The 19,909-nt window shown below is 65.0% G+C and carries 20 protein-coding genes; 10 read left to right on the forward strand and 10 right to left on the reverse strand.

Annotation, left to right across the window (positions count from 1 at the left end):
- Positions 1–220: 220 nt before the first annotated feature.
- Complete coding sequence (locus ACYU7Q_RS16315; protein ID WP_460610506.1) at positions 221–979, reverse strand: glycosyltransferase family 2 protein; 759 nt, start codon at positions 977–979, stop codon at positions 221–223.
- Positions 980–1,044: 65 nt separating this feature from the next.
- The gene (locus tag ACYU7Q_RS16320; protein WP_460610507.1) at positions 1,045–2,628 is read right to left on the reverse strand and encodes a P-loop NTPase family protein; all 1,584 of its coding nucleotides are present in this window, start codon (positions 2,626–2,628) and stop codon (positions 1,045–1,047) included.
- 125 nt (positions 2,629–2,753) lie between these two features.
- On the opposite strand from ACYU7Q_RS16320, the gene ACYU7Q_RS16325 reads away from it, so the two are divergent.
- Positions 2,754–3,443, forward strand: coding sequence for a DUF2459 domain-containing protein (locus ACYU7Q_RS16325; RefSeq protein ID WP_460610508.1), 690 nt, complete (start codon positions 2,754–2,756; stop codon positions 3,441–3,443).
- Between the two features lie 155 nt (positions 3,444–3,598).
- Here the strand turns inward: ACYU7Q_RS16325 and ACYU7Q_RS16330 are convergent, their stop codons facing one another.
- Positions 3,599–3,847 (reverse strand): hypothetical protein, encoded by a 249-nt coding sequence (locus ACYU7Q_RS16330; RefSeq protein WP_342296699.1) that lies wholly within the window; start codon positions 3,845–3,847, stop codon positions 3,599–3,601.
- Between the two features lie 286 nt (positions 3,848–4,133).
- Between ACYU7Q_RS16330 and ACYU7Q_RS16335 the strand changes: the two genes are divergently transcribed.
- Positions 4,134–4,565, forward strand: coding sequence for a LexA family protein (locus ACYU7Q_RS16335; protein WP_460610509.1), 432 nt, complete (start codon positions 4,134–4,136; stop codon positions 4,563–4,565).
- A 90-nt stretch (positions 4,566–4,655) separates the two neighbouring features.
- A complete protein-coding gene (locus tag ACYU7Q_RS16340; RefSeq protein ID WP_460610510.1) occupies positions 4,656–5,987 on the forward strand; it encodes a Y-family DNA polymerase in 1,332 nt (443 codons plus the stop codon).
- Between the two features lie 149 nt (positions 5,988–6,136).
- Here ACYU7Q_RS16340 and ACYU7Q_RS16345 read toward each other — a convergent pair whose 3' ends face one another.
- The 3 genes from ACYU7Q_RS16345 to ACYU7Q_RS16355 form a co-directional block, all read right to left on the reverse strand.
- The gene (locus tag ACYU7Q_RS16345; protein ID WP_460610511.1) at positions 6,137–8,977 is read right to left on the reverse strand and encodes a S8 family peptidase; all 2,841 of its coding nucleotides are present in this window, start codon (positions 8,975–8,977) and stop codon (positions 6,137–6,139) included.
- Between the two features lie 151 nt (positions 8,978–9,128).
- Positions 9,129–9,386 carry a hypothetical protein gene (locus tag ACYU7Q_RS16350; protein WP_460610512.1) on the reverse strand — a complete coding sequence of 86 codons (258 nt, stop codon included), beginning with the start codon at positions 9,384–9,386 and terminating at the stop codon, positions 9,129–9,131.
- Between the two features lie 88 nt (positions 9,387–9,474).
- On the reverse strand, positions 9,475–9,783 hold the full coding sequence (locus ACYU7Q_RS16355; RefSeq protein WP_460610513.1) for a hypothetical protein: 309 nt from the start codon (positions 9,781–9,783) through the stop codon (positions 9,475–9,477).
- Between the two features lie 177 nt (positions 9,784–9,960).
- Between ACYU7Q_RS16355 and ACYU7Q_RS16360 the strand changes: the two genes are divergently transcribed.
- Positions 9,961–10,116, forward strand: coding sequence for a hypothetical protein (locus tag ACYU7Q_RS16360; RefSeq protein ID WP_460610514.1), 156 nt, complete (start codon positions 9,961–9,963; stop codon positions 10,114–10,116).
- Between the two features lie 125 nt (positions 10,117–10,241).
- Here the strand turns inward: ACYU7Q_RS16360 and ACYU7Q_RS16365 are convergent, their stop codons facing one another.
- Positions 10,242–10,796: a hypothetical protein gene (locus tag ACYU7Q_RS16365; RefSeq protein ID WP_460610515.1), complete on the reverse strand. Its 555-nt coding sequence runs from the start codon at positions 10,794–10,796 to the stop codon at positions 10,242–10,244.
- Between the two features lie 70 nt (positions 10,797–10,866).
- Positions 10,867–11,679 carry a universal stress protein gene (locus tag ACYU7Q_RS16370; RefSeq protein WP_460610516.1) on the reverse strand — a complete coding sequence of 271 codons (813 nt, stop codon included), beginning with the start codon at positions 11,677–11,679 and terminating at the stop codon, positions 10,867–10,869.
- Positions 11,680–11,899: 220 nt separating this feature from the next.
- Between ACYU7Q_RS16370 and ACYU7Q_RS16375 the strand changes: the two genes are divergently transcribed.
- The 5 genes from ACYU7Q_RS16375 to ACYU7Q_RS16395 all read left to right on the forward strand — a co-directional run bounded on the left by ACYU7Q_RS16375 (position 11,900) and on the right by ACYU7Q_RS16395 (position 16,768).
- A complete protein-coding gene (locus ACYU7Q_RS16375; RefSeq protein WP_460610517.1) occupies positions 11,900–13,369 on the forward strand; it encodes a L,D-transpeptidase scaffold domain-containing protein in 1,470 nt (489 codons plus the stop codon).
- A 313-nt stretch (positions 13,370–13,682) separates the two neighbouring features.
- Complete coding sequence (locus tag ACYU7Q_RS16380; RefSeq protein ID WP_460610518.1) at positions 13,683–14,504, forward strand: universal stress protein; 822 nt, start codon at positions 13,683–13,685, stop codon at positions 14,502–14,504.
- Positions 14,505–14,559: 55 nt separating this feature from the next.
- Positions 14,560–15,423, forward strand: a complete 864-nt coding sequence (locus ACYU7Q_RS16385) for a universal stress protein (protein ID WP_460610519.1) — start codon at positions 14,560–14,562, stop codon at positions 15,421–15,423.
- A gap of 81 nt (positions 15,424–15,504) precedes the next feature.
- Positions 15,505–16,344 (forward strand): universal stress protein, encoded by an 840-nt coding sequence (locus ACYU7Q_RS16390; RefSeq protein WP_460610520.1) that lies wholly within the window; start codon positions 15,505–15,507, stop codon positions 16,342–16,344.
- Between the two features lie 259 nt (positions 16,345–16,603).
- The gene (locus tag ACYU7Q_RS16395) at positions 16,604–16,768 is read left to right on the forward strand and encodes a hypothetical protein (protein WP_460610521.1); all 165 of its coding nucleotides are present in this window, start codon (positions 16,604–16,606) and stop codon (positions 16,766–16,768) included.
- Positions 16,769–16,774: 6 nt separating this feature from the next.
- Here ACYU7Q_RS16395 and ACYU7Q_RS16400 read toward each other — a convergent pair whose 3' ends face one another.
- Entirely contained in the window at positions 16,775–17,824 is a 1,050-nt protein-coding gene (locus ACYU7Q_RS16400) for a response regulator (RefSeq protein WP_460610522.1), read from the reverse strand.
- Positions 17,802–19,388: a sensor histidine kinase gene (locus ACYU7Q_RS16405; protein WP_460610523.1), complete on the reverse strand. Its 1,587-nt coding sequence runs from the start codon at positions 19,386–19,388 to the stop codon at positions 17,802–17,804. The genes ACYU7Q_RS16400 and ACYU7Q_RS16405 overlap by 23 nt, the downstream gene beginning before the upstream one ends.
- Before the next feature lie 155 nt (positions 19,389–19,543).
- On the opposite strand from ACYU7Q_RS16405, the gene ACYU7Q_RS16410 reads away from it, so the two are divergent.
- The gene (locus tag ACYU7Q_RS16410; protein ID WP_460610524.1) at positions 19,544–19,873 is read left to right on the forward strand and encodes a thioredoxin; all 330 of its coding nucleotides are present in this window, start codon (positions 19,544–19,546) and stop codon (positions 19,871–19,873) included.
- The last annotated feature ends 36 nt before the right edge of the window (positions 19,874–19,909 follow it).

Raw genomic sequence — 19,909 nt, forward strand, 5'->3', positions numbered from 1 at the left:
AATATCCGTTACCGTTCAAAACAGTAGTTGGCGCAAAAGCCGGGTCGAGGGCCTGGGCCGAAGCTGGCTGCGCGAGCGCGAGCATCGCGCCAACGGCAAGCAGGCAAAGCGTGGGTAAATATTTCGGCATCTGAGTTGGAAAGGAGTGAATAATGCCGGTGCAAGGTACTGTATCCTCCCCATTCATCGCTTTGCCAAAGCTGACTTGCCACAGTGAATATTACTGCGGTTCAGCCACACCCAAAGCCCGCAATTGCTGCGCGTATTTCTGATAAATCACCCGCAGGTCGGCGTTGTGAGTCTCCGCATCGACCCCAATGCTCACGTTGCGGGCATGGAAGCGGTGCAGGTGGCTGATGTGCGGGCACACCACCGGCAGTTGCCCGGCCAGCAGGAAGCGCACATAGAGGTCGAGGTCCTCGGCCATTTTCAGCTCGCCGTCGTAGCCCCCCACTTCGTTCACGAAAGTCCGGCTGTAGCACACATTGCCCTGAATGAAATGCTCGGCCCGAAAAATGGCCTGGAGCATGGCCGTAGACGAATCGAACTGCCAGGCGTAATAGTCCTCGTTGGGCAGATAGCGGCCGCTTTCATCCACGCGCAGGAAATCAGCCACAAGCCACGGCCGGCCGGGGTGGGCCTGAATCTGGGCAGCGTAGTGGTGCAGGGTGCGTTGGAGCATGATATCGTCGTCGTCCAAGGGCACAATCCAGGCATCGAGCGCGGCTTCCGCGATGAGGTGGTTGCGGGCCGCGCCGGCCAGCTGGCGGCCGGGCGAGTGCCAGTGGCGCAACGGTGGGCCGGGCTGAGCGGCGGCCTCGCGCAGGTAGGCGGCCGTGCCATCGCGCGAGCCGCTGTCGTAAATCAGGTGTTCGAAGGAGAAATCGAGCGGGGCGCTGACGCTGGCGCGCACACTGGCCACGGCTTCGGGCAGCAGCTCGCGGCGCTGGTGGGTAGGGGTGATAACGGTGAAGTGCATAGGCTGGGTGTTCGTTGAGAACGCCGGAAAAGTTGCCGTTTGGGCTGCTTTGGCGCGTAATGCGCTCATCCCGCGGCGTCCAGCGTGCGGCTCAGGGTTAGGGCCTGCTGCACGATGCTGGCAGGGTAGCCGGCCCGGGCGAGCAGCCGGATGGCGTTGCGGGTGGTGAGCGGGCCGGGCTTGAGCTGGTAGTCAAAGTACCAGTCGGCCTCGGTCACGGTTTCGGAGAAGTGGTATTCGGTGAAGGCCGGGGCGAGGAGCGCGCCCAGCTCGCCGTCGTGCGTGGAGGCCACCACCAGGCTGCGCGTTTGCAGGTGTGCCAGCACGGCCTGCGTGGCCGCAATGCGCTCCACCGTATTGGTACCCTTAAACAGCTCATCGAGAATGAACAGGTAGCCACCCCCCTCGGCTTGCTGAATGAAGCCCAGCACGGCCTCGGCCTCCGCAAAGTAGTAGCTCTTGCCCTCGGGCAGGTTATCGGCCAGGTTGATGCTGGACACCACCCGCCGAAAAGGAGCTGCATAAGATGCCGCCGGGCAAGTGGCAATGGTCTGGGCCAGCAGCGTATTGAGCCCAATGGTGCGCATAAACGTGGTTTTGCCCGACATGTTTGAGCCCGTGAGCAGCACGCTGGCCTCGGTCATGGTCAGGTCGTTGGGCACGCAGCCGGATACCAGCGGGTTGTATGCGGCCGTAAGGCGCAGGCCGGTTTCAACTGTCGTGAACGTGGGCACGCAATGCGCCTGCCGCGCCCGAAACCCGGCCACCGCCACCGCGCAATCGGCGTAGCCCACCGCCTCGTACACGGCCCGGATGGCCCCGGCGTGCTGCTCCACGTCGCGCCGGCAGCGGTGGTACACGATGAAATCAAGCAGCAGCACAATCTTGACGTACTGCAGTATCAGCCACGGCAGCGCCGCCAGGTCCGATTGCAATTGGCCCTCAAACTGCAAAAACGCCACCTTGTTCACGATGGAGCCCAGCCGGCCCAGCGGCGCGGCCAGCCCGCGCAGAGCGGGCAGCGGCAGGCTCAGCCGGCTTAAGTCGCGCCCGGCGCGGTAGAGGCTGCCCAGTTGCAGCATGGGCCGCACCCCAGCCACCACCCGCGCCCGGTTCCAGAAGTGCAGCAGCGTGTGCACCAGCAACTGCCCCGCCGTGAGCAGCCAGAGCGCTGGCTCCCAGAAGCCGCCTACGGCCGTGGCCAGCAACAGCAGCACCAGCGCCGGGGCGGCCGCGGCCCAAGGCAGCTCGGGCAGGGCCTCTCCGGCCAGCAGGTCCGTCAGGTAATAAGCTTCGGTAGAGGTGAGGCGGCTGAGGGCCAGCTGGGCCTGGCCGCGCTCGGTGGGCCGGGCGGCGAAGAAGCCAGACGCTTCGTCGAAGTCGTGCAACGCCGCTGCATCGTCCAGCGGGCTGCGCAGGCGGTGGTAGAGGCATTGCTGGCCCACGCGGCTCACGGTGCCGTCCAGCAGCATGAACAGCTCGTCGCCGTTCAGGTCGGTCCAGGTTTGCTGGTCGAGGCGGTGGTAGGCGGGCTCGGCTGACACCGCCGCGTGGTAGCGGGCAATGAGCGGAAAGTTGCGAAAGCGGGCCGTGGGCTGCCGCCATTCGGCATCGAGGGCGGCCAGCCGCTCGGAGGTTGAGGTCCACATAACGGAAAGGGGGCCCGGGAGCAGGGCGGGAACGGGGCAAAAGTACAGGCCACGTACTTTCTCACGGCTTTCAGTCAGCCTCAACCGTATAGGCACCCGGCTACGGCCGCCATCTCACTCATGCTATGCCCTCCACCATTCAGAAAACGGCCCGCATCGCGGGCTACGGCCTCGTTTCGTTCATGGGAGCAATTGCCCTCTACGTCGGGGCCGCGCTCACGCTCTCGCGCATTCCGGTAGCCAAAACCGACCCCAACGCCCCGGCCGATGTCACCGTTTTCCTGCACACCAACGGCGTGCATACCGACATCGTGCTGCCCATCAAAACCGACCAGATTGACTGGAACCAGTCGCTGCCCATCGCCAACATTCCCTCCCAGGACAGCACCATGCGCTACATTGCCTTCGGCTGGGGCGATAAGGGCTTTTACCTCGACACGCCCACCTGGGCCGACCTCAAGCTCAGCACCGCTTTCGTGGCGGCGTTCTGGCTGGGCACTTCGGCCATGCACACCACTTACTTCCACAGCCTCGCGCCCGGCCCCGAAACCATCCCGCTCCACCTCAGCCACGCCGAATACGCCCGCTTGATTGACTACATCCAGCGCAGCTTTGCCCTCGATGCCGCTGGCCGCGCCCAGCACATTAAAGGCCACAGCTACGGCCAGGACGATGCTTTCTACGAAGCCCACCGCGTCTACAGCTTCCTTTACACCTGCAACACCTGGACCAACAACGCCCTGAAAGCCAGTGGCCAGCGCGCCTGCCTCTGGACGCCCTCCGACAAGGGGATTTTCCACATCTACGGCCGGTAGCCGAGGTATTGGTGAGCGTCATGCTTCGCTGCACTCTGCATGACGTTCTGTTTTACCTGGTGTACCCAACCCCGCTACAAACAAACCGACCCCGCCGGCGATGAAGCCAGCGGGGTCTTAAGGGATGAAACCATCGGGCGAACGGCCGGCGCGGCCTAGTTCAACCATACGTCCGCCACTTGTTCGAAGCGGTGGGCGGCAAAAGCCCCGTAGGGACGCTCGGCATAAAAACCGAGAACGTGCACCTGCGGATGACCGGTGCGCACGTGCGGCAATACCCGCACTGCATACACGCGGCCGGCCTCGGGCCAGTCGCCAACGTAGTCGGCCGGACGTTGCGCGTCGTTCACGCAACGGGCAAATTGCTGCAAGGGCAGCGGCGTAGGGAGCTTGACGTTTGACATACCCAAAGATACAATTATTACGGTAAACTAAAAAAATTGGAAAGAAATTTATTTAGGCTTTTTCGGAGATAATTTGGGTTATTTTATATATTCAACATGATTATGCCATGAAGATTGCGAAATGGCTAGCGAAAGAATGTTGTGTAATGAGCAGGGTGGAGTGAAACAATTGGCTAATTTATTTAGTAATTAGTGGTGCGGGATATTGCCTTCAATCTTCCTGAATATTGTTATGATTGCATGTATTGACGATTTTATCGCTGCTCCTCTTTTTAGCACTCGGGAGTTGCCGTTGTTTAGTTGCCCGGTGCCGGCCGGCTTCCCCTCGCCCGCCGACGACCAGCTCGACGCCCCGTTCGACCTGACGCAGCATTTGTTCCGAAATCCGGCCTCGACTTTCCTGGCCCGCGTCAGCGGCGACTCGATGACCGGGGCCGGCATTCACCCCGGCGACCTCGTGGCCGTGGACCGTGCCCTGCGTCCCGGTCACGGCAGCATTGTGGTGGCCGTGGTGGAGGGCGAGCACACCCTCAAGCGTTTGCAGCTGCGAGCCGGCCAGCCCTGGCTGGTGGCCGAAAACGCGCGCTATCCGCCCCTGGCCGTGAGCCGCGACATGGGCCTGGTGGTGTGGGGAGTGGTCACGCACGTCATTCATTCGCTGGACAATAATGGGGCGGGGGCGGGGCCGACAGCAGCCCGGCCCCGCCGCTGGGCCTAGGTGCGGCACAAACGTAGGCTTCGTGTTCCCACACATTGTTATAAACCGATAGATGGGTGGATTTCCCCGCCGAACTCAGCCTCCTTGTCTATGTATGCGCTCGTCGATTGCAATAATTTCTATGTTTCCTGCGAGCGGGTGTTTGCGCCGCAGCTGGAAGGCCGGCCCGTGGTGGTGCTTTCCAACAACGACGGCTGCCTGATTTCGCGCTCCGACGAAGCCAAGGCCCTGGGCCTGAAAATGGGCGAGCCCTACCACCTCGTGCGTCCCTTGCTGGAGCAGCATCAGGTTCGGGTGTTTTCTTCCAACTACGCCTTGTATGGCGACATGAGCCGGCGCGTAGTGCAGGTACTGAGCACCTTTGCGGCGGGCGTGGAGGTCTATTCGATTGACGAAGCCTTTCTGGATTTTCGGGGCATGAACCTGCTGGCGCCTGACTTACTGAAGTACGGCCAGAAGCTGCGCAAAACGGTGACAAAGCACACCGGTATTCCGGTTTGCGTGGGCATCGGCCCTACCAAAACACTGGCCAAGCTGGCCAACCGCTTGGCCCGTAAGCAGGGCACCAATGGCGTACTGGTGCTGGCCACCCCCGACGAATACGAGGCCGCCCTGGCCCAAACCGCCATTGCCGACGTGTGGGGTATTGGTCGCCGATACGCACGCAAGCTGCTGGAGATGAATGTGTATACTGGCGCCGACCTGGCGGCCTTGCCTGAGCACTGGTTGCGCCGCCACCTGGGCGGTGTGGTGGGCCAGCGCCTGTGGCGCGAGCTGCACGGCCAGCCCTGCCGCGACTGGAACCCCGCCGAGTGGGATGACGACGGCAACCAGCTGCGCCCCGGCGCGGCCAGCCGCCACAGCGTCACCTGCACCCGTTCCTTCGGGCGGCCGCAGCACGAGGCCGCCGTGCTGGCCGAGGCCGTGGCCACCTTCGCCGCTAAAGCGGCCGTGAAGCTGCGCCGGCACGGGCTGGCCGCGCATCTGGTGACAGTAGTGCTGGGCACCGACCGCTACGCGCCCACGGCCGGCCCGGCCACCCGCACCGTCGTGCTCAACTTGCCCGAAGCGACCAACGATACCGCGTTGCTCACGCAGGCGGCCCTGCGGGGGCTGCGCCAGTTGGCCCGGCCCGGCGTGGCATATCATCGCGCCGGCATACTGCTCAGTGGGCTGGAGTTGGCTGGGCAGGCTCAACTGGGCCTGTTTAGTGCCCCGGCGGCCGACCAAGAGCGTCGCCAGCAACTGATGACAACTTTGGATGCGCTGAATAACCGCTACGGCCGGCCCCTGGTGCAGCTGGCGGCAGCTGGTGTGGCTAAATCGTCAATGGGCCAGCCGCTGGCTCCGGCTTGGGCGGGGCGGGCGGCCCATCGGTCGCCGCGCTACACCACCGGCTGGGACGAGCTCTGGACGGTGTAGCTGCGCTATAAATGGCTTGGGTTATAAACAGTAGAGGGCGTCCATAGTTGCTAAGAAAAGCCGTTTGCTCATCATCCGACAGGCTTTAGTGACGCGCCACTGCGTTGTGAAAAGTATCTATCGACATTGCTGATGCGAGTGGCAGCTTTCTAGCGCAGCATCACAGCCTGGGTAAGGACGCCGCCGGTGCCCTGTGCCCGCAGCACATACAGTCCCGGTGCCAGACTGGTCAGGTCAAGGGTGGCAGCCGTGCCGCTAGCAGTCTGATGGCGCACCACTTGCCCCAGCGCGTTGCAGAGTAGCAACTCGCGCAAGCCCAGTCCTGTCGCTAGTTCAACCCGCAGCAAGCCGGTAGTAGGATTGGGATAAACATTAAAGCCTGCTGCCAAAGCGGCCGGGCGCGTGGGCAGCACCGCTCCATAAACCGTAGCCGCCGCATCGGCCGAGGCCTGGAGCTGCGCCAGCGTGGGCGCGGCCAGCACGGCAAAGGCTACCGTGGTAGAGTCGCCGGGGGCCAGCCGGGCCAGGCGGGTGCCCACCACCTGCGACACATCGGCACCGTTGGGCAGGCCGGCGGTGCGCTGGGCGCGGGCGGTGCCGCTGCTCAGGGCCAGGAATTTTTCGGCCACTGAAAACCCATCGGCTAGGCGGATAGGGGAGCCGGCGGGCGCGCCGCCATCGATGGAGTACACGGCCGGCGCGCCGCCGCGCAGCAGCCGGATGCCCGCGTAGGCCACCGGGGGCGTGGTGCCAGCGGGGCCGCCCAGCGCGTAGCAGTAGCCTAGGGCGCGGGCGGTGTCGTAGGACGCGGCATTGCGGGCCGCGCCATCGGGGTTGGGCAGGTCCCAATCGGTGAAAATGCCGACGTATAGGGGTTTGAGGGTATCCGCAGTGAGGTTTTTGAGGGAGTATTCCAGCACCACGAAATCGCGGCGGCCGGGCGTGGCCCAGGCGTAGGCGCGCTGGCGCACGGCCACGCCCACGCTCCGCACGCGGCTGCCCGCGACCGGAATAGTGTCCTGAAACGCCACGCGGGCTTCCTGGTCGGCGCGGGGCCCGGGCTGCTGACGGGTGGCTTGGCGCAGGCTGAAAAACGACTGCCGCGACTGTCCGCCGCTGGTGCGCAGCCGGTCCGATACGCGCGTGGGCGTGGTAGCCAGCAGCAGGCCGCCCTCGCTTAGAATGTTGCCGCTGGTGCGGTAGCTCAGGCCCGTGCCCACGGTGCCGGCCAGGTTATCGAAGGCCAGATTGCCCCGGCTGGTGAGCGTAAGGGCCAGGTCGTTGGCATCGAGTACCACATAGTCGGGGTTCAGCACCACGTCCACGTACTGGTCGTACTGAAAGCCGCCCGTATCGGTAATGTGGTAGCGCAGCGTGGCGGTGGTGTTGAGCGGAATACCGCTGGCCGCTACGGCCAGCCGGAAGGGCACAGTGAAATTGGTGGCCCGTGCCAGCGTGGCCATGTTGCCCACCGCAAAGCTGCCCTGCCGCACCGTGACGTAGGGCGAGAGCGAGGTGAGCGTGACCGTGAGCCCGGTCACCGGCTGGAGCAAATTCTGCACGTCCACGGCCAGGTGCAGGGTGTCGCCGGGCGCGTAGGCCGGCCGGGCGGGCAGGAAGGTGCTGGCGATGACGCGGGCTTCCTTCGGGTTGGCGGTGAGTGCGCGCAGCACGTTGAGGCGGCCCGTGCCGAGGCGGCCGGCCCAGGCGGCGTTGGCGGGCAGGCCGTCGATGTTGTCGGTAGTCTGGCGCAGGCGGGCCATCACCTGGGCCGCCGTGAGCTGCGGGAAGCGCCAGCGCACCAGCGCCGCCGCTGCCGCCGCCAGCGGCGCGGCAAACGAGGTGCCGCCCACGGCCACGTAGTCCGCATCGGCCACACCACCCGCCGACACTGTGTGGTAGCCCTGCGTGGTGAGGATGCTCAGGCCCGGGGCCACCATGTCGACGCGGTGGTTGAAGGTGGCGGCGGGGCTTTTCTGGTCGGTGCTGCTCACGCCCGACACCGACAGCACGTGGTCGTAAGAAGCGGGATAGAAGAGGATGTCGGCGCTGGTGTTGCCGGCAGCGGCCACCACCACGGCGTCGCGGTTCACGGCGGCGTAGGTAATGGCGTCCTGCTCGAAGCGCGAGTAGCCGCCCGGCGCGCCCCAGCTCATGTTAATGACCTGGCAGCCGTGGTCGGCGGCGTATACAATGGCCTCGTAGCCGGCAAAGCTGCCCGTAGGCGTGTTGGGGTAAATATTCAGCGGCAAAAACCGGCACTGGTTGCCCAGGCCGGCAATGCCCAAGCCGTTGTCGGTGCGGGCGGCGGCTACGCCGGCCACCAGCGAGCCGTGGATGATGTTGATGTCGTAGCCGCAGTCGTTGTCGTCGTTGGCCAGGTCCCAGCCGGTAAAATTGTCCACGTAGCCGTCGCCGTCGTCGTCGCGGCCGTTCACGGGGTCGGCGTAGTTGTGCTTAATCTGCTGGCGCAAATCCTCGTGGGTGAGACGCACGCCGCCATCGGTGATGCCGATGACGATGCTGCTGTCGCCGCGGGTCACGTCCCAGGCGCGGTAGGCGCGGATTTGCTTGAGGTAGAACTGGCTGGCGGTGAGGCTGGTGAGCGTGGAGTCGGCCCGCGGGTCGTTGGGCTGGTACATCGGCTTGCGGATGTAGAGCGGCTCTACGTACTCCACGGCCCCGGTGCCCAGCAGCACGGCCCGGGCGCGGTCAAAAGGAACGGCGGCGGGCAGGTCAATTTGATAAATGCCCCGCAAATCCACGCTGCCGGGCCGCTCGGCGCTGGGGGCCTGGGTGTGCGGAAATTTCTGCCGCAGGCCGTGGGCGCTCAGGGCTTTTAGCGCGGCTTCCAAGGCGGCTGGCGACTGGCCGGGCCGCAGCTTCAGCACGACGCGGCCGGGGATGGTGGGCGGCGCAGCCAAAGCCGTACCCAACTGCTCCAATCCAATTAGTAAGAAAAAAAACAGTGCGCGTAACGTGTTTCTCATCAGATAGAAGCGTGTTATTGATGTCGTAGTTAAAGATAAGCGTTTACGTAGTTATTGCGCGGTGTGGATTATCAGCGTCGGCCGAAAAAACAAAGCCGGCGCTTCATGCAGAAGCGTCGGCTTTGGCTGGCTAGGACGGCAAGGCGCGGCCCTAGCGTGGGTTGTAGTATTTGTAGGGCTTGGGCGATTTAGTCGTTTTGAAGGCCTCCAGCTTGTGAGGTTTCAAATCGATAACCGGGCGGCTGCCGCCATTTTCGGAGCGGAAGTGAGCCTTGTTGTTTTTGCCCTTGCCCGATTCCGAATTGTGGGAAAACGCGTGTTTTTTCGGCTTGGGACGCGATTGGGCGGTGGCCGGAAGGGTCAGGCTGAGGCCGAAGCCCAGGATTAGCAGGAAAAAAAGCTTGTGCATGACGGTAAAAAAGACGGTGGACTGAAGGGAGGGAATACGTTTGGGAAGTGCTTCGGCGAAGAAATAAGGCGTTTCCCGGGAAGGCTTGCTAGAGTAATGCCTGTACGTCGTGGCCCAGGTTTTCGATGTCTTGCCGCAACTGCTGCCAGGGGCCGGGTTCAGCGCCGGGGGCTGGGGTGCCGGCCTGTGCAAGCTGCGCCGCCAGGCGGGCACGCTTGGCTTCGAGGGCGGCGGCGTGGGCCTCATAGGTATTGGCCGAGCCGGCGGCCGTGGCATGGGCCCGGTTGTGCAGGGTCTTGATTTTGGCATCCAGCTCATCGAGGGCCAGGCGCAGGTTGGCGGCTGAAAGTTGCGGGTCGCGCGGAGCGGACGCGTCGGAAGTAGGGGAGGGAACCATAAGCGGCGAAGTAAGGGCGGGACAGCAGAGTATTGTACTGCTTTCGAACCCGAAAGGATACCGCCCGCCGCGGGCCATCTTCCCAACATTACCACAACAAAATGATAATTCTCCGGCCTCTCGGCGGGCAATGCGGGCAGGTAGCTTTGTGGTATAGAACTTTAGCCGGACCACTGTATGCTTTTTCGTTGCGCCTTGATTGCAGCGGGCAGTGGTTTGGCCCGGGCCCAAACGGCGTCGGCGGAAGGCCGCCCGGCCGCCCCGGCTTCCCCCACCACCTACTTCACGGCCGAGGAAATGCCGGCCTTCTCCGGGGCGATGCGGCGCTGGTAAAATTCCTGAGCAGCAAGGTGTAATACCCCGCCGCCGCGCTCGACCGCAGCCTGTCGGGCAAAGTTCACGGCCAGCCCGTGTGGGTGAGCGTGACCATGCCCATCGTGTTTCGGTCGCTGTAAAGCTCAGCCCCCAAAAGCCCGGGGCAGGCCCAGCTCGCGCGCCAGCGGGGCTGCGCCCGACTGCCACAGCGCGGCCAGCACGGCGTTGGCAGTTTCGGCCAGCTCCAGGTGGAAATCTTCGTGCAGGCGCATGGTTTGGCGCAGGGCTTCCTGCGTGCGCTTGGCCAGGTGCTGAAGCAGGGGCTGGGTGGGGCCGTGCAGGCGCGCCGTGCTGGCGGCCTGGTGCCGGAACACGTTGGCCAGCAAGCGCCAGCTCAGCTCGGCTTCACCGAAGGCATCGTCGGTGATTTTGGCGTGGTAGGCCAGCCGCGCCTGGAGCTGCCGCAGGATAACGAGCAGGTCGTTAGGGGTTTGGTGGAAGCCCCGAACTGGGTCGTCGACCTGGGCGCGCAAGGTGGCGCGGCGGGTTTCCAGCGCCTCGGGGCCTTCGAGCAATCGGAAGGCGAGCTGTTCGGTCAGCACCGCATCCTGGGCCACGAGGCGGGCCAGGAGCTGGTCTTTTTCTTTTTGCGGCAGCTGCAACAGGGCTTTGCGAAGGTCGGGCGAGAGGGCGGGCATGAGGAAACGCTACGCGGACGGGAGTTCAGCCGCAAACTACGCGCCCCGTGCTCGGAAGGTGCCACACTCCTTACTTAGCTGGCAGCACCAGCACCGGCAAGGCGCTGTCCAGCAATAGTTCGGCCGTCACACTGCGGTGAAACAGCTTGCCCAAAAAGCTGCGCTCGCGGGCAATGACAACCAGCAAATCGAAGTCGTGGGGCTGGGCCAGCTGCAGAATGCCCCGGGTGGGGCTGGCGTTGGTCACGCTGCGGGCGTGCGCCGGGGGCAGGTCGAGCAAAAGCCCGGTTTGCCGCACCGATTCCAGGGCGGCGGGGTCTAGCTCGTGGTGGCCGGCCGTGACGTTCAGCACGGTCACCTCGGCCTTCAGTTTTGTGAATAGCTCCTGCATGGTGCCGGCGTGCGCGCCCAGACTGAAGGGCTCCCCGTCCACGGCCATCAGCACGCGCCGGGGCGGGGCTGTGCTGGCCACCAGGTGCGGCACCACCAGCATGGGGTAGGAGCTGTGCCGCAGCAGCTCCAACGATGTGGTTTGCACCAGCTCGTCGGGCAGGTCCGAGTGGTCGGGGCGGCCCAGCACAATCATGGCGGGGTGGTGCCGGGCCACGGCATCGGCCACGGCCACATCCACGCGGCCATAGCCCACTTCGGCCACCACGGGCACCGGCAGGCTGCGCGCCACGCTATTCAGGGCCAGCGCCACGGCTTCTTTGCTCAGGTTTGAAAAATTGCCCGTGAGGGCTTCCGGGTCGAGCGCGGAATCGCGGCGTACGTGCAGCAGCACCAGGCGCGCATTGAGCGGCCGGGCCAGGTTGGTGGCGTAGTCCAGGGCTCGGTTGGCGGCCTGAAAAAAGTCGGTGAGAATGAGCAGGGAGGCCGTCATGAGGGGAAAGGACTAGTGAAATTGAGCGAAACAAAGAACCGGCCTGCGCTACGCCGGTCAGCTATAATTCGTTAGTAAAAACGCCTGATTTTTATCATGTTCCGCGGGGTGAGGTTGGCCTTATAATAGAGTTCAGGCCTCAGGCCGGAAGGCTTGGCATCGATTTGTTTAAGTAATATATATTAATTACTATTATAAAGAATTGTGTCTGCTGATTCCGATGGTTGCCCTCCGCCTCCTGCCGGTTTGCCTGTGCCTGGCCCTGATTGCCCCGGGAGGGGGCTTCGTGCCCGGTTGGGGGCAAGAGCAGCCAGCTTCGGCTGTTATCAAACCCGCCAGCCCGCGGCCCAACGAGTCCGTGGCCCACTACATTCAGGCCCTGCTCGACACCACGGCCGCCGGCAGCCTGCGCGCCGCCGACGAGCACCGGGGCCTGCAGGCCGGCGCCACCGTGCGGGACTTTTACGGGGCCGACTACGCCCCGGCCTGGGGCCCCGCGCCCGACAGCCTCAACACCAGCGCGGCCCTGTCCCTGCTGGCCCGCGCCGCCGAGCACGGCCTGAGCGCCGCCGACTACCACCTGGACTTATTGCTGGCCTTGCGCGATTCGCTGGGCCACACCCGGCACCCGGCCGCCGCCCAGCAGGCCCGGCTCGACGTGTACCTCAGCGATGCGATGCTGGCCTTCCTGCGCGATTTGCGGCGCGGGCGACTGCAGCCCTACACGGTGTCGGCCGGGGAGAAAGCGGCCGGGCCGGCCGGGCAGCCGGCCCCGGTGCTGCGCGCCGCCCTGGCCGGCCACAACGTGCCCGCCGCCCTGCAAGCCAGCCAGCCCGCCAACCGCGAGTACCGCCAGCTGCAGCAGGCCCTGGCGCAGTGGCTGGCCGCGCCGGTGCAGCCCGACTCGGCGGCCCGGCACCGAGCACAGTACGAGCAAGCCGCCCTGAACCTGGAGCGCTGGCGCTGGGACGACATTGCCGAAGCCGAATACATCCTCATTAACCTGCCCGCCTACGAGCTGCAGGTAATTGCCCGTGACTCGGTGCAGCGCCGGCACCGCGTGGTGGTGGGCAAGCCCGAAACGCCCACGCCCACGCTCAGCAGCCGCCTCAGCTATTTCACGCTGGCCCCCGACTGGCATGTGCCGCAGTCCATTGCCACCCAGGAAATACTGCCCCGCCTGAAGAAGGACCCCGGCTACCTGTACCGCAACAACTACCGCCTCACCGATGCCCGGGGCCAGGGGCGCAATCCCTGGCACATCGACTGGAGCCGCGTCACGCCGGAGAACTTCGACTTTACCATTCGGCAGTCGGGCTGCTGCGACAATGCCTTGGGCAACATTGTGTTTCGCTTTGCCAATCCGTACTCCATCTACCTGCACGACACGCCGGCCCGGGCACTGTTCAAGTCCTCCCGCCGCGCCTTTAGCCACGGCTGCATCCGCGTGCAAAATCCTATGCTGCTGGCGGCCTACCTGTTGCGCCGCGAAGGCCGCCCCGTGCAGCTGCCCACCGAAGACGAGTGCGCCGAGATGCCGCGCCCGCGCGATGTGCGCCTGAGCCGGCCCCTGCCCCTGTACGTGCGCTACGCCACCTGCACCGCCGAAAACGGCCAGCTCCGCTTTCTGGCCGATGTGTACCACCGCGACGAAGTCCTGCGCCAGGCCCTGTTCGGTTTGCGGCCCTAGCCCAGGGTTCGGTAGCGTCCGGTTTTATGATATAAATCATATTATAAGGCGATTAACATCACGGCGTGGGGAGGCCAATTTCTCGAAATTTGAACAGCCGCCCCCTCTGCCTGGCTCAGCCCTTACCACCCCCAAGAAACCTGCTGCCTATGCAACCACTGCCTGCTCCTGTTTTCAGTGTTGCTGGCGTGCCGACCCTGCTGGGGTGGCACCTGGAGGCCAAACCCCGGCATCCGGCTTAGCGCGTTGGGGCGGCCGGCTTTCCATTGGTTTTACCTGCTTTTCACTTGCGCTGCTTGCGTTTTACCTGGCCATGAATCATTCGCCCGCCCTCGTCGTCCTCACCGATTTTTTTGCGGTTTCTAACCGGACTCTTTCGTACGCGGCCGGGCTGGCAATGCCGCTGCACGCCCACCTGGTGCTGCTGCACGTGCGCCGCGATGGCCTGCTGGCCCCGGCCGAATATGGCCACCACACCACCGGCACCGAGCGGCACACGGCCAAGCAGCTGGAGCACCTGGCCGCCGACCAGGGCGTGCCCACCGAAGTCGATATATCGGAGGAATTCCTGCCCGAAGCCGTGGAAGACGTGGTGCGTCGCCACCACCCGCTGCTGCTGGTGCTGGGCCGTCCCGGCTCGGCCACCATGCCGGCCGAAATCGTGACCAACACGGCCATGGACCTGCTCCGGCACGCGCCCTACCCGCTGCTGGTGGTGCCCACCGTGGGCTGGGACGTTCACCCGCCCCATCGGATGCTCCTGGCCGTGGATGGGCAGCCCTTCCAATTGTCCGAAACCCGGCACCTGCTCACGCGCCTGCTCCGGGCCAACCACGGCACGCTCGACGTGGTCCACGTCGCCACCGAACAACCCACGCCGGATGCGCCGGATGTGTTGGCTGACCTTTACAAGCACGGCATGTTGAAGGAGGTAGAAGCCAGCCGGGTGCACCGGGTGCAGCAGCCCACCGTGGTGGGCGGCGTGCTGCAGCAGGCTGCTGACATAGAAGCCGATATCCTGGTGGTGGTAGCCCGTCGCCACAGCCTACTGGGCGGCCTGTTTCACCGCAGCGTCACGGCCCAGCTCATTCAGGCAAGCCCCATCCCGGTGCTGGTGCTGCCCGCCGAGGAGTAGCGCGGGCAGGGGCGTGGAGCACGTTTAAAACGTCATTTCTTTTCGATTCACGGTCATGAATCCATCTGTTCTGGTACTCGCCAATCTGTCGGACTCGGCGGCGCAGGCCACGCGGTGGGCGGCCGTGTTGGGGGCTCCGCTTCAGGCGCGGCTCGAGTTGCTGCACCTCTACCAGGGCCCGGAAACGGCCCCCGAGCCGGCCACCCTGGCCGGCATCCTTGCTTACAGTAGCCAGGCCGAAACCGCCCAGGCCCTGGAAGCCCTGGGCCACCAGATGCCCACGCCCACCAGCGTCACCATCACCCAGGAGCCCCTTGCCGAGGCCGTGGCCACGGCCGTGCACCAGCACCACCCGCTGCTGCTGGCCCTGGGTCTGAGCGAGGAGCACACCCTACTCGACCACTTGCTGCACAACCGTGCCCTGCCCGCGCTGCGGGCCACCCACCGGCCCCTGCTGCTGGTGCCCGAAGACGCGCCGGAACCCCGGCTGCCGCGTCGCGTGGTCATTGCCGTCGATGCCGAGCCTTTCAGGCTCAATGCCGCGGCAAAGGCTCTGGCTCCGCTCATGGCGGCCTGGCACTCCTCCTACACGGTGGTGCACGTCACGGCCGCCCCCGAGCCGCTGGCCCTGTCCAGCCGCATGGCCCTGGCCGATGTGCGGGCCTCCCGGCTGCTGCCGCCCACCACGTCCTTGGTGTTGCAGGAGTCGCACCACCCCGTCGCGGCCACCGGCATCGTGGAGGCGCTGCACGGCCCGCGCATCGACCTGCTGGTGCTCGTTGCCCGCACGCGCAGCTTTCTGGGGCGGCTGTTCCATCGCAGCGTCACGGCCCAGGTGCTGCGCCACTCGCCCGTGCCGGTGCTGCTGCTGCCCGCCGAAGCTCCCGAGCTGCCCGACTGGATGCCCAGCATGAGCTGAGATGTTTGAGTTTAAGCTATTTGAGTTAAGCGATTATTCGGTTGATTATCATCTTGTTCTGCCATCTTATTTTGCCTCGTCATGCAACCCAACTTCGTCGTCTTAACCGATTTCTCACTCGCGGCTGAGCGCGCCCGGGTGTATGCCGCTGCCCTGGCCACGCCCCTCAAGGCCGACCTGCACCTGATACACGTCTTCCTGCCGCAGCCCATCACCACCGAATACGGCACGGTGCTGCCCGTGCTCGACGAGCAGTACGTGCCCGCCACCCGGCGCAGCCTGCAGCAAGTAGCCAATGCCCTCCCCGTGCACGCCACCGCTGAGCTGCTGGAAGCCGATTGGCCCAGCGCCATCGAGCACGCCCTGCGCGAGCACCACCCGCTGCTGCTGGTGTCGGGCCTCACGTCCACCACTGGCTATATCGACGAGTGGCTGAGCAACCGTACCCTGCCCCTGGCGCACCAAACCGGCTTCCCGCTGCTGCTCGTGCCCGAGCACCTGCCCGATGCCGCCATGCACCCGCCCCGTCGCGTAGTGCTGGCCCTGGAAGCCGACCAAGCCTTTGTGCTGGAGCCTGCGGCCACGGCCGTAATACCGGTGCTCCATGCCCTGGAGTGCGAAATCATGCCCGTGACGGTGCAGCAGCCGGGCGCCCCGACCGGTACCGGGGCCGGCTACGCGGCGGCCCAGGCGTGCGGGCTGGCCGGCACCACGCCCGGCAGCGAGCTGCACCCGGTGCGGAGCGAGCTGCCCGCATCGGGCGTGCTGCAAGCAGTACACGACCTGAACGCCGACCTGCTGGTGCTGCTTGACCAGGGCCACGGCTGGATGCACAAGTTGGTCAGCGGCAGCGTGATTGACCATGTGCTGCGCTACACCAAGGTGCCGGTGCTGCTGCTCTCGGCCCGCCCGCACGACTGAGGAGCGGCCCGTGTGGCCGGCCGAGTTACTACCGCCACCGTCCAACTCCAGATGGTCATTGGGTGAGAAAGTGATAAAAATCAGCTATTGATGTGATGCTGGTTATGGAATATCGAGGGAGGATGAGCCAGCTTTAGGGCTGTACTCACGAAGCTGGCTGCGCGCCCTGGCGCACGGTCGGCTGGCGGGTTGGGGCCGCGCTAAACCGGGCCGTTTTATTCATTAATTGCAGGGTCTGGAAAGGCTCTCTGCCAGGCGTATGCAAGTTTCTGCCGACCATTTGCAACTGGTTTTTGTGGCGTCCACGGTTTCGGCGGCGTGGGGCGTGGGCTGGGTGGCCACTACGGTGCCGGCCCCGCAACCCGGCCAGATTTCCATCCTCGTGAGGCCGGTGACGGTGCGGCTGACGGTGGTGCCGGCCTAGGCGGGCTTACCAGTTGGACTGGCGCAGTTTTTCGGGTCGTAATAGTTTAATGCCTTGGTTGGTTAGCTCAATCAGACCGCTTTGCCTGAACTCGCTCAGGGTGCGGATAAGCGACTCCGGCGCGGTGCCCACCACGGCGGCCATGTCGTCGCGCGAGAGCTGAATGGTGGCCTCCGGCGCGGCCCCGGCCTGCTCGTGTAGGCGCAGCAGCGTGTCGGCCACGCGCCGCCGGATGGAGCCGTAGGCCATGCCCAGCAGCTGCTCCTCGCGCTCGCTCACCCGCCCCGCCAGCAGGCGCACAAACTGCTGGCCCACGGCCGCGTTGCGGTGTAGCAGCGCCATAAAATCAGCCTTCGGAATGTAGAGCAGCGTAGCGTCATCCAACACCAGGGCGGTGTCGGCGTGCGGGCCTTGCTCCAGCAAGGGCAGGTAGCCGAAGAACTCGCCGGGGCCATATACGCCCGTGATTAATTCCTTGCCGCCGGGGGTGCGGCGCACGGTTTTCACGCGGCCGGTTTTCACGAAGTACAGCCGCGTGGGGTCGTCGCCTTCGGCGTACACTTCCTGCTTTTTGCGCAGCGAGTGCGGCCGGCGGTCGATGGTAAGGTCGCTGAGCTGGCCGGCGGCATCGTCCAGGAAGTTGTCTAGTCCCTCGGGCGCGCGCAGGTCGTAGTCGGTCTGGAGCTTGCCGAAGCGGTTGAGGCGGCTGCTGATGGCGCTCAGTAGCTCGGTTTCCTCAAAGGGCTTGGTCAGGTAGTCGTCGGCGCCGAGCTCCATGCCGCGGCGTAGGTCGGCGCGCTCGGTTTTGGCGGTGAGGAAGATGAAGGGCACGCCGGCCAGCTGCGGGTGCTGGGCGAAGATGTGCAGCACGCCGTAGCCGTCGAGCACGGGCATCATGATGTCGCAGACCACCAAATCGGGCGGGGTGGCCAGGGCTTTTTCCACGCCCACTTTGCCGTTTTCGGCCGTGTGCACGGCGTAGCCGGCCAGCTGCAGAATCTCGGCCGTGTTTTCGCGGATGACGTCGTTGTCCTCAATCAGCAGGATGGTTTTCATAGGGCAGGGTGATGGTGACGGTGGTGCCCACGTTCAGCTCGCTCTGTAGGGAGATGCTGCCGCCCATCAGCTCCAGGTATTTGGTGATGATATAGAGGCCCAGTCCGGTGCCGGGCGTATTGGTCGCGTTGCGGGCCCGGTAAAACCGCTGGAATAAATGCTCCTGGTCGTCGGCTGAAATGCCCACGCCCTCGTCCTGCACCAGCAGCATGAGGCGGCCGGGCCGACCAGTGGCGCTGAGCCGGACGGTGGTGTTTTCGGCCGAGTATTTCAGCGCGTTCGATAGCAGGTTGACCAGCACTTTGCGCAGCAGCGAGGCGTCGAGCCATACTGTTTCGGGACCGTCGGTGCTCAGCTCGATGTGCTGGCCGGGCTTGCGCAGGCCTTGCACTTCGGCCACGGCTTCGCGCAGCAGGGTGGGCACGGCCAGCCGGGCCGGGTGGGCTTCAATCTTCCCTTCCTCAATCTTGCCCACCGACAGAAACTCCTCCAGAATATCGGTCAGGTGCTTCACCGAGGCCCGGATGCGGTCGAGGTGGCGCAGGCGCTGGGGCTGCTGCTCGGCGGCCGGGTACTTCTCCACCAGCGTGGCCGAGGTGAGCACGGCCGTGAGCGGCGTGCGGAACTCGTGCGAGGCCATGGCCACGAAGCGCGACTTGAGCTCGCCCAACTCCTGCTCGGCGGCCAGGGCCTGGGCCAGCTCTTCGGAGCGGTGCTCCAGCTGGGCCAGCGTGGTCATGAGGGCGTGGGTGCGGTCGGCCACCTTCTGCTCCAGCTCGGCGTTGAGGCGCTCCACGCGCTGGCGCTCGGCCTGCAGGGCCCGCTCGGCCTCCTGCTTGAAGCTGATGTCGACCACGTAAGCCACCACGTACAGTTCCTCATCAAGATGAAAATAGCTCAGGCTAACTTCCACGGGAAACACCGAGCCGTCGTGGCGGCGGGCCAGCAGCGCCCGGTTCGAGCCCATGGCCCGCACCGCCGGGCGCTCGTAGCGGCCGCGCACGGCATCGGGCACCAGCTCCTCAATGGGCTGGCCCACCAGCGCCCCGCCCGGATAGTTGAAGAGCTGATACGATTTTTCGTTGGCCAGCACGATGTTTCCCTGCCGCGTGGCCACGATGATGCCGATGGTGGCGTGGGTGAACACGGCCTCGAAGCGCCGCACGCTCTGGGCCAGGTTGCGCTCGGCCTCGTGCAGGCGGCCGGTGTCGGTGAGGCGCACGAGGAAGTAGAACTTGCCATCGAGGGCCAAGCTGGTGAGTTCCAGGTAGCCCCAGAACGGGGTGCCCATATGCCGCCGGATTTCCACTTCCCGCTCGTAGTGCCCGGCCGCTAGCGTTTCATCGCGCAGCTGCTCCCACTCGGCCGGGCTGAGGCGGTGCAGCAGCAGGGTGCGCTCCGGGTCGTCGTAGAGGGCCTGGGCCGAGGGGTAGCCCAGCTGGCGGTAGCCGGCCGTGTTCACGCGCGTAAACCAGCCCGCGTTCACGTCGTACAGGCCCACAAAGCTGCTGGTCTGCTCAAACAGGATGTCGGTGAGCGGGTTGCGGTAAAAGTCGAGTGGCATGGCGGGCAATTGATACGGTAAAGTAACACCGGAATGGCGGCCTGCGAGGTGTCCTGACGGATGTCAGGGCCCCGGCCTGACGGCTGTCATGTTTGTGCCCCCGGGGACCGGTCTAGTTTTGCCGCACACTTTTTCACCATGTTTCCACTCCTGCCATGACTGGCTCCCATGCCGTTGAGTCTGAGCACCCGCCGGTGGCCGTGCTGCTGGTAATGCTGCCGCCAGCCCAGTACTCGCCGGCACAGCCCCAGGGCATCTTTGCGGCCGACCTAGCCACCCTACAAAACCGACTAGGGCCTGCCGTGCGGGTGCTGCAAATCGACGAAGCCAACTACCCCGCCATCATACGCAGCTTTGCGCCGGCTCAGCTGCCCACCAGCGTGCTCATGCACCACGGCGTAGAACTCTGGCGTCGCCCCGGCCTGCCCGACGCGGATGAAATTGACGCGCTGCTGGTGGGGAAGAATGGGAAGGCCGGGACCTAGCGCGACCTTTTAGTCCGCGTTCCGGAACGAGCTATT

The sequence above is a fragment of the Hymenobacter terrigena genome (assembly GCF_054776515.1).

Coding starts and splice junctions, on each gene's coding strand:
- ACYU7Q_RS16315 (WP_460610506.1), bottom strand. CDS start 979: ATGCACTTCACCGTTATCACCCCTACCCACCAGCGCCGCGAGCTGCTG.
- ACYU7Q_RS16320 (WP_460610507.1), bottom strand. CDS start 2,628: ATGTGGACCTCAACCTCCGAGCGGCTGGCCGCCCTCGATGCCGAATGG.
- ACYU7Q_RS16325 (WP_460610508.1), top strand. CDS start 2,754: ATGCCCTCCACCATTCAGAAAACGGCCCGCATCGCGGGCTACGGCCTC.
- ACYU7Q_RS16330 (WP_342296699.1), bottom strand. CDS start 3,847: ATGTCAAACGTCAAGCTCCCTACGCCGCTGCCCTTGCAGCAATTTGCC.
- ACYU7Q_RS16340 (WP_460610510.1), top strand. CDS start 4,656: ATGTATGCGCTCGTCGATTGCAATAATTTCTATGTTTCCTGCGAGCGG.
- ACYU7Q_RS16345 (WP_460610511.1), bottom strand. CDS start 8,977: ATGAGAAACACGTTACGCGCACTGTTTTTTTTCTTACTAATTGGATTG.
- ACYU7Q_RS16350 (WP_460610512.1), bottom strand. CDS start 9,386: ATGCACAAGCTTTTTTTCCTGCTAATCCTGGGCTTCGGCCTCAGCCTG.
- ACYU7Q_RS16355 (WP_460610513.1), bottom strand. CDS start 9,783: ATGGTTCCCTCCCCTACTTCCGACGCGTCCGCTCCGCGCGACCCGCAA.
- ACYU7Q_RS16360 (WP_460610514.1), top strand. CDS start 9,961: ATGCTTTTTCGTTGCGCCTTGATTGCAGCGGGCAGTGGTTTGGCCCGG.
- ACYU7Q_RS16365 (WP_460610515.1), bottom strand. CDS start 10,796: ATGCCCGCCCTCTCGCCCGACCTTCGCAAAGCCCTGTTGCAGCTGCCG.
- ACYU7Q_RS16370 (WP_460610516.1), bottom strand. CDS start 11,679: ATGACGGCCTCCCTGCTCATTCTCACCGACTTTTTTCAGGCCGCCAAC.
- ACYU7Q_RS16375 (WP_460610517.1), top strand. CDS start 11,900: ATGGTTGCCCTCCGCCTCCTGCCGGTTTGCCTGTGCCTGGCCCTGATT.
- ACYU7Q_RS16380 (WP_460610518.1), top strand. CDS start 13,683: ATGAATCATTCGCCCGCCCTCGTCGTCCTCACCGATTTTTTTGCGGTT.
- ACYU7Q_RS16385 (WP_460610519.1), top strand. CDS start 14,560: ATGAATCCATCTGTTCTGGTACTCGCCAATCTGTCGGACTCGGCGGCG.
- ACYU7Q_RS16390 (WP_460610520.1), top strand. CDS start 15,505: ATGCAACCCAACTTCGTCGTCTTAACCGATTTCTCACTCGCGGCTGAG.
- ACYU7Q_RS16395 (WP_460610521.1), top strand. CDS start 16,604: ATGCAAGTTTCTGCCGACCATTTGCAACTGGTTTTTGTGGCGTCCACG.
- ACYU7Q_RS16400 (WP_460610522.1), bottom strand. CDS start 17,824: ATGAAAACCATCCTGCTGATTGAGGACAACGACGTCATCCGCGAAAAC.
- ACYU7Q_RS16405 (WP_460610523.1), bottom strand. CDS start 19,388: ATGCCACTCGACTTTTACCGCAACCCGCTCACCGACATCCTGTTTGAG.
- ACYU7Q_RS16410 (WP_460610524.1), top strand. CDS start 19,544: ATGACTGGCTCCCATGCCGTTGAGTCTGAGCACCCGCCGGTGGCCGTG.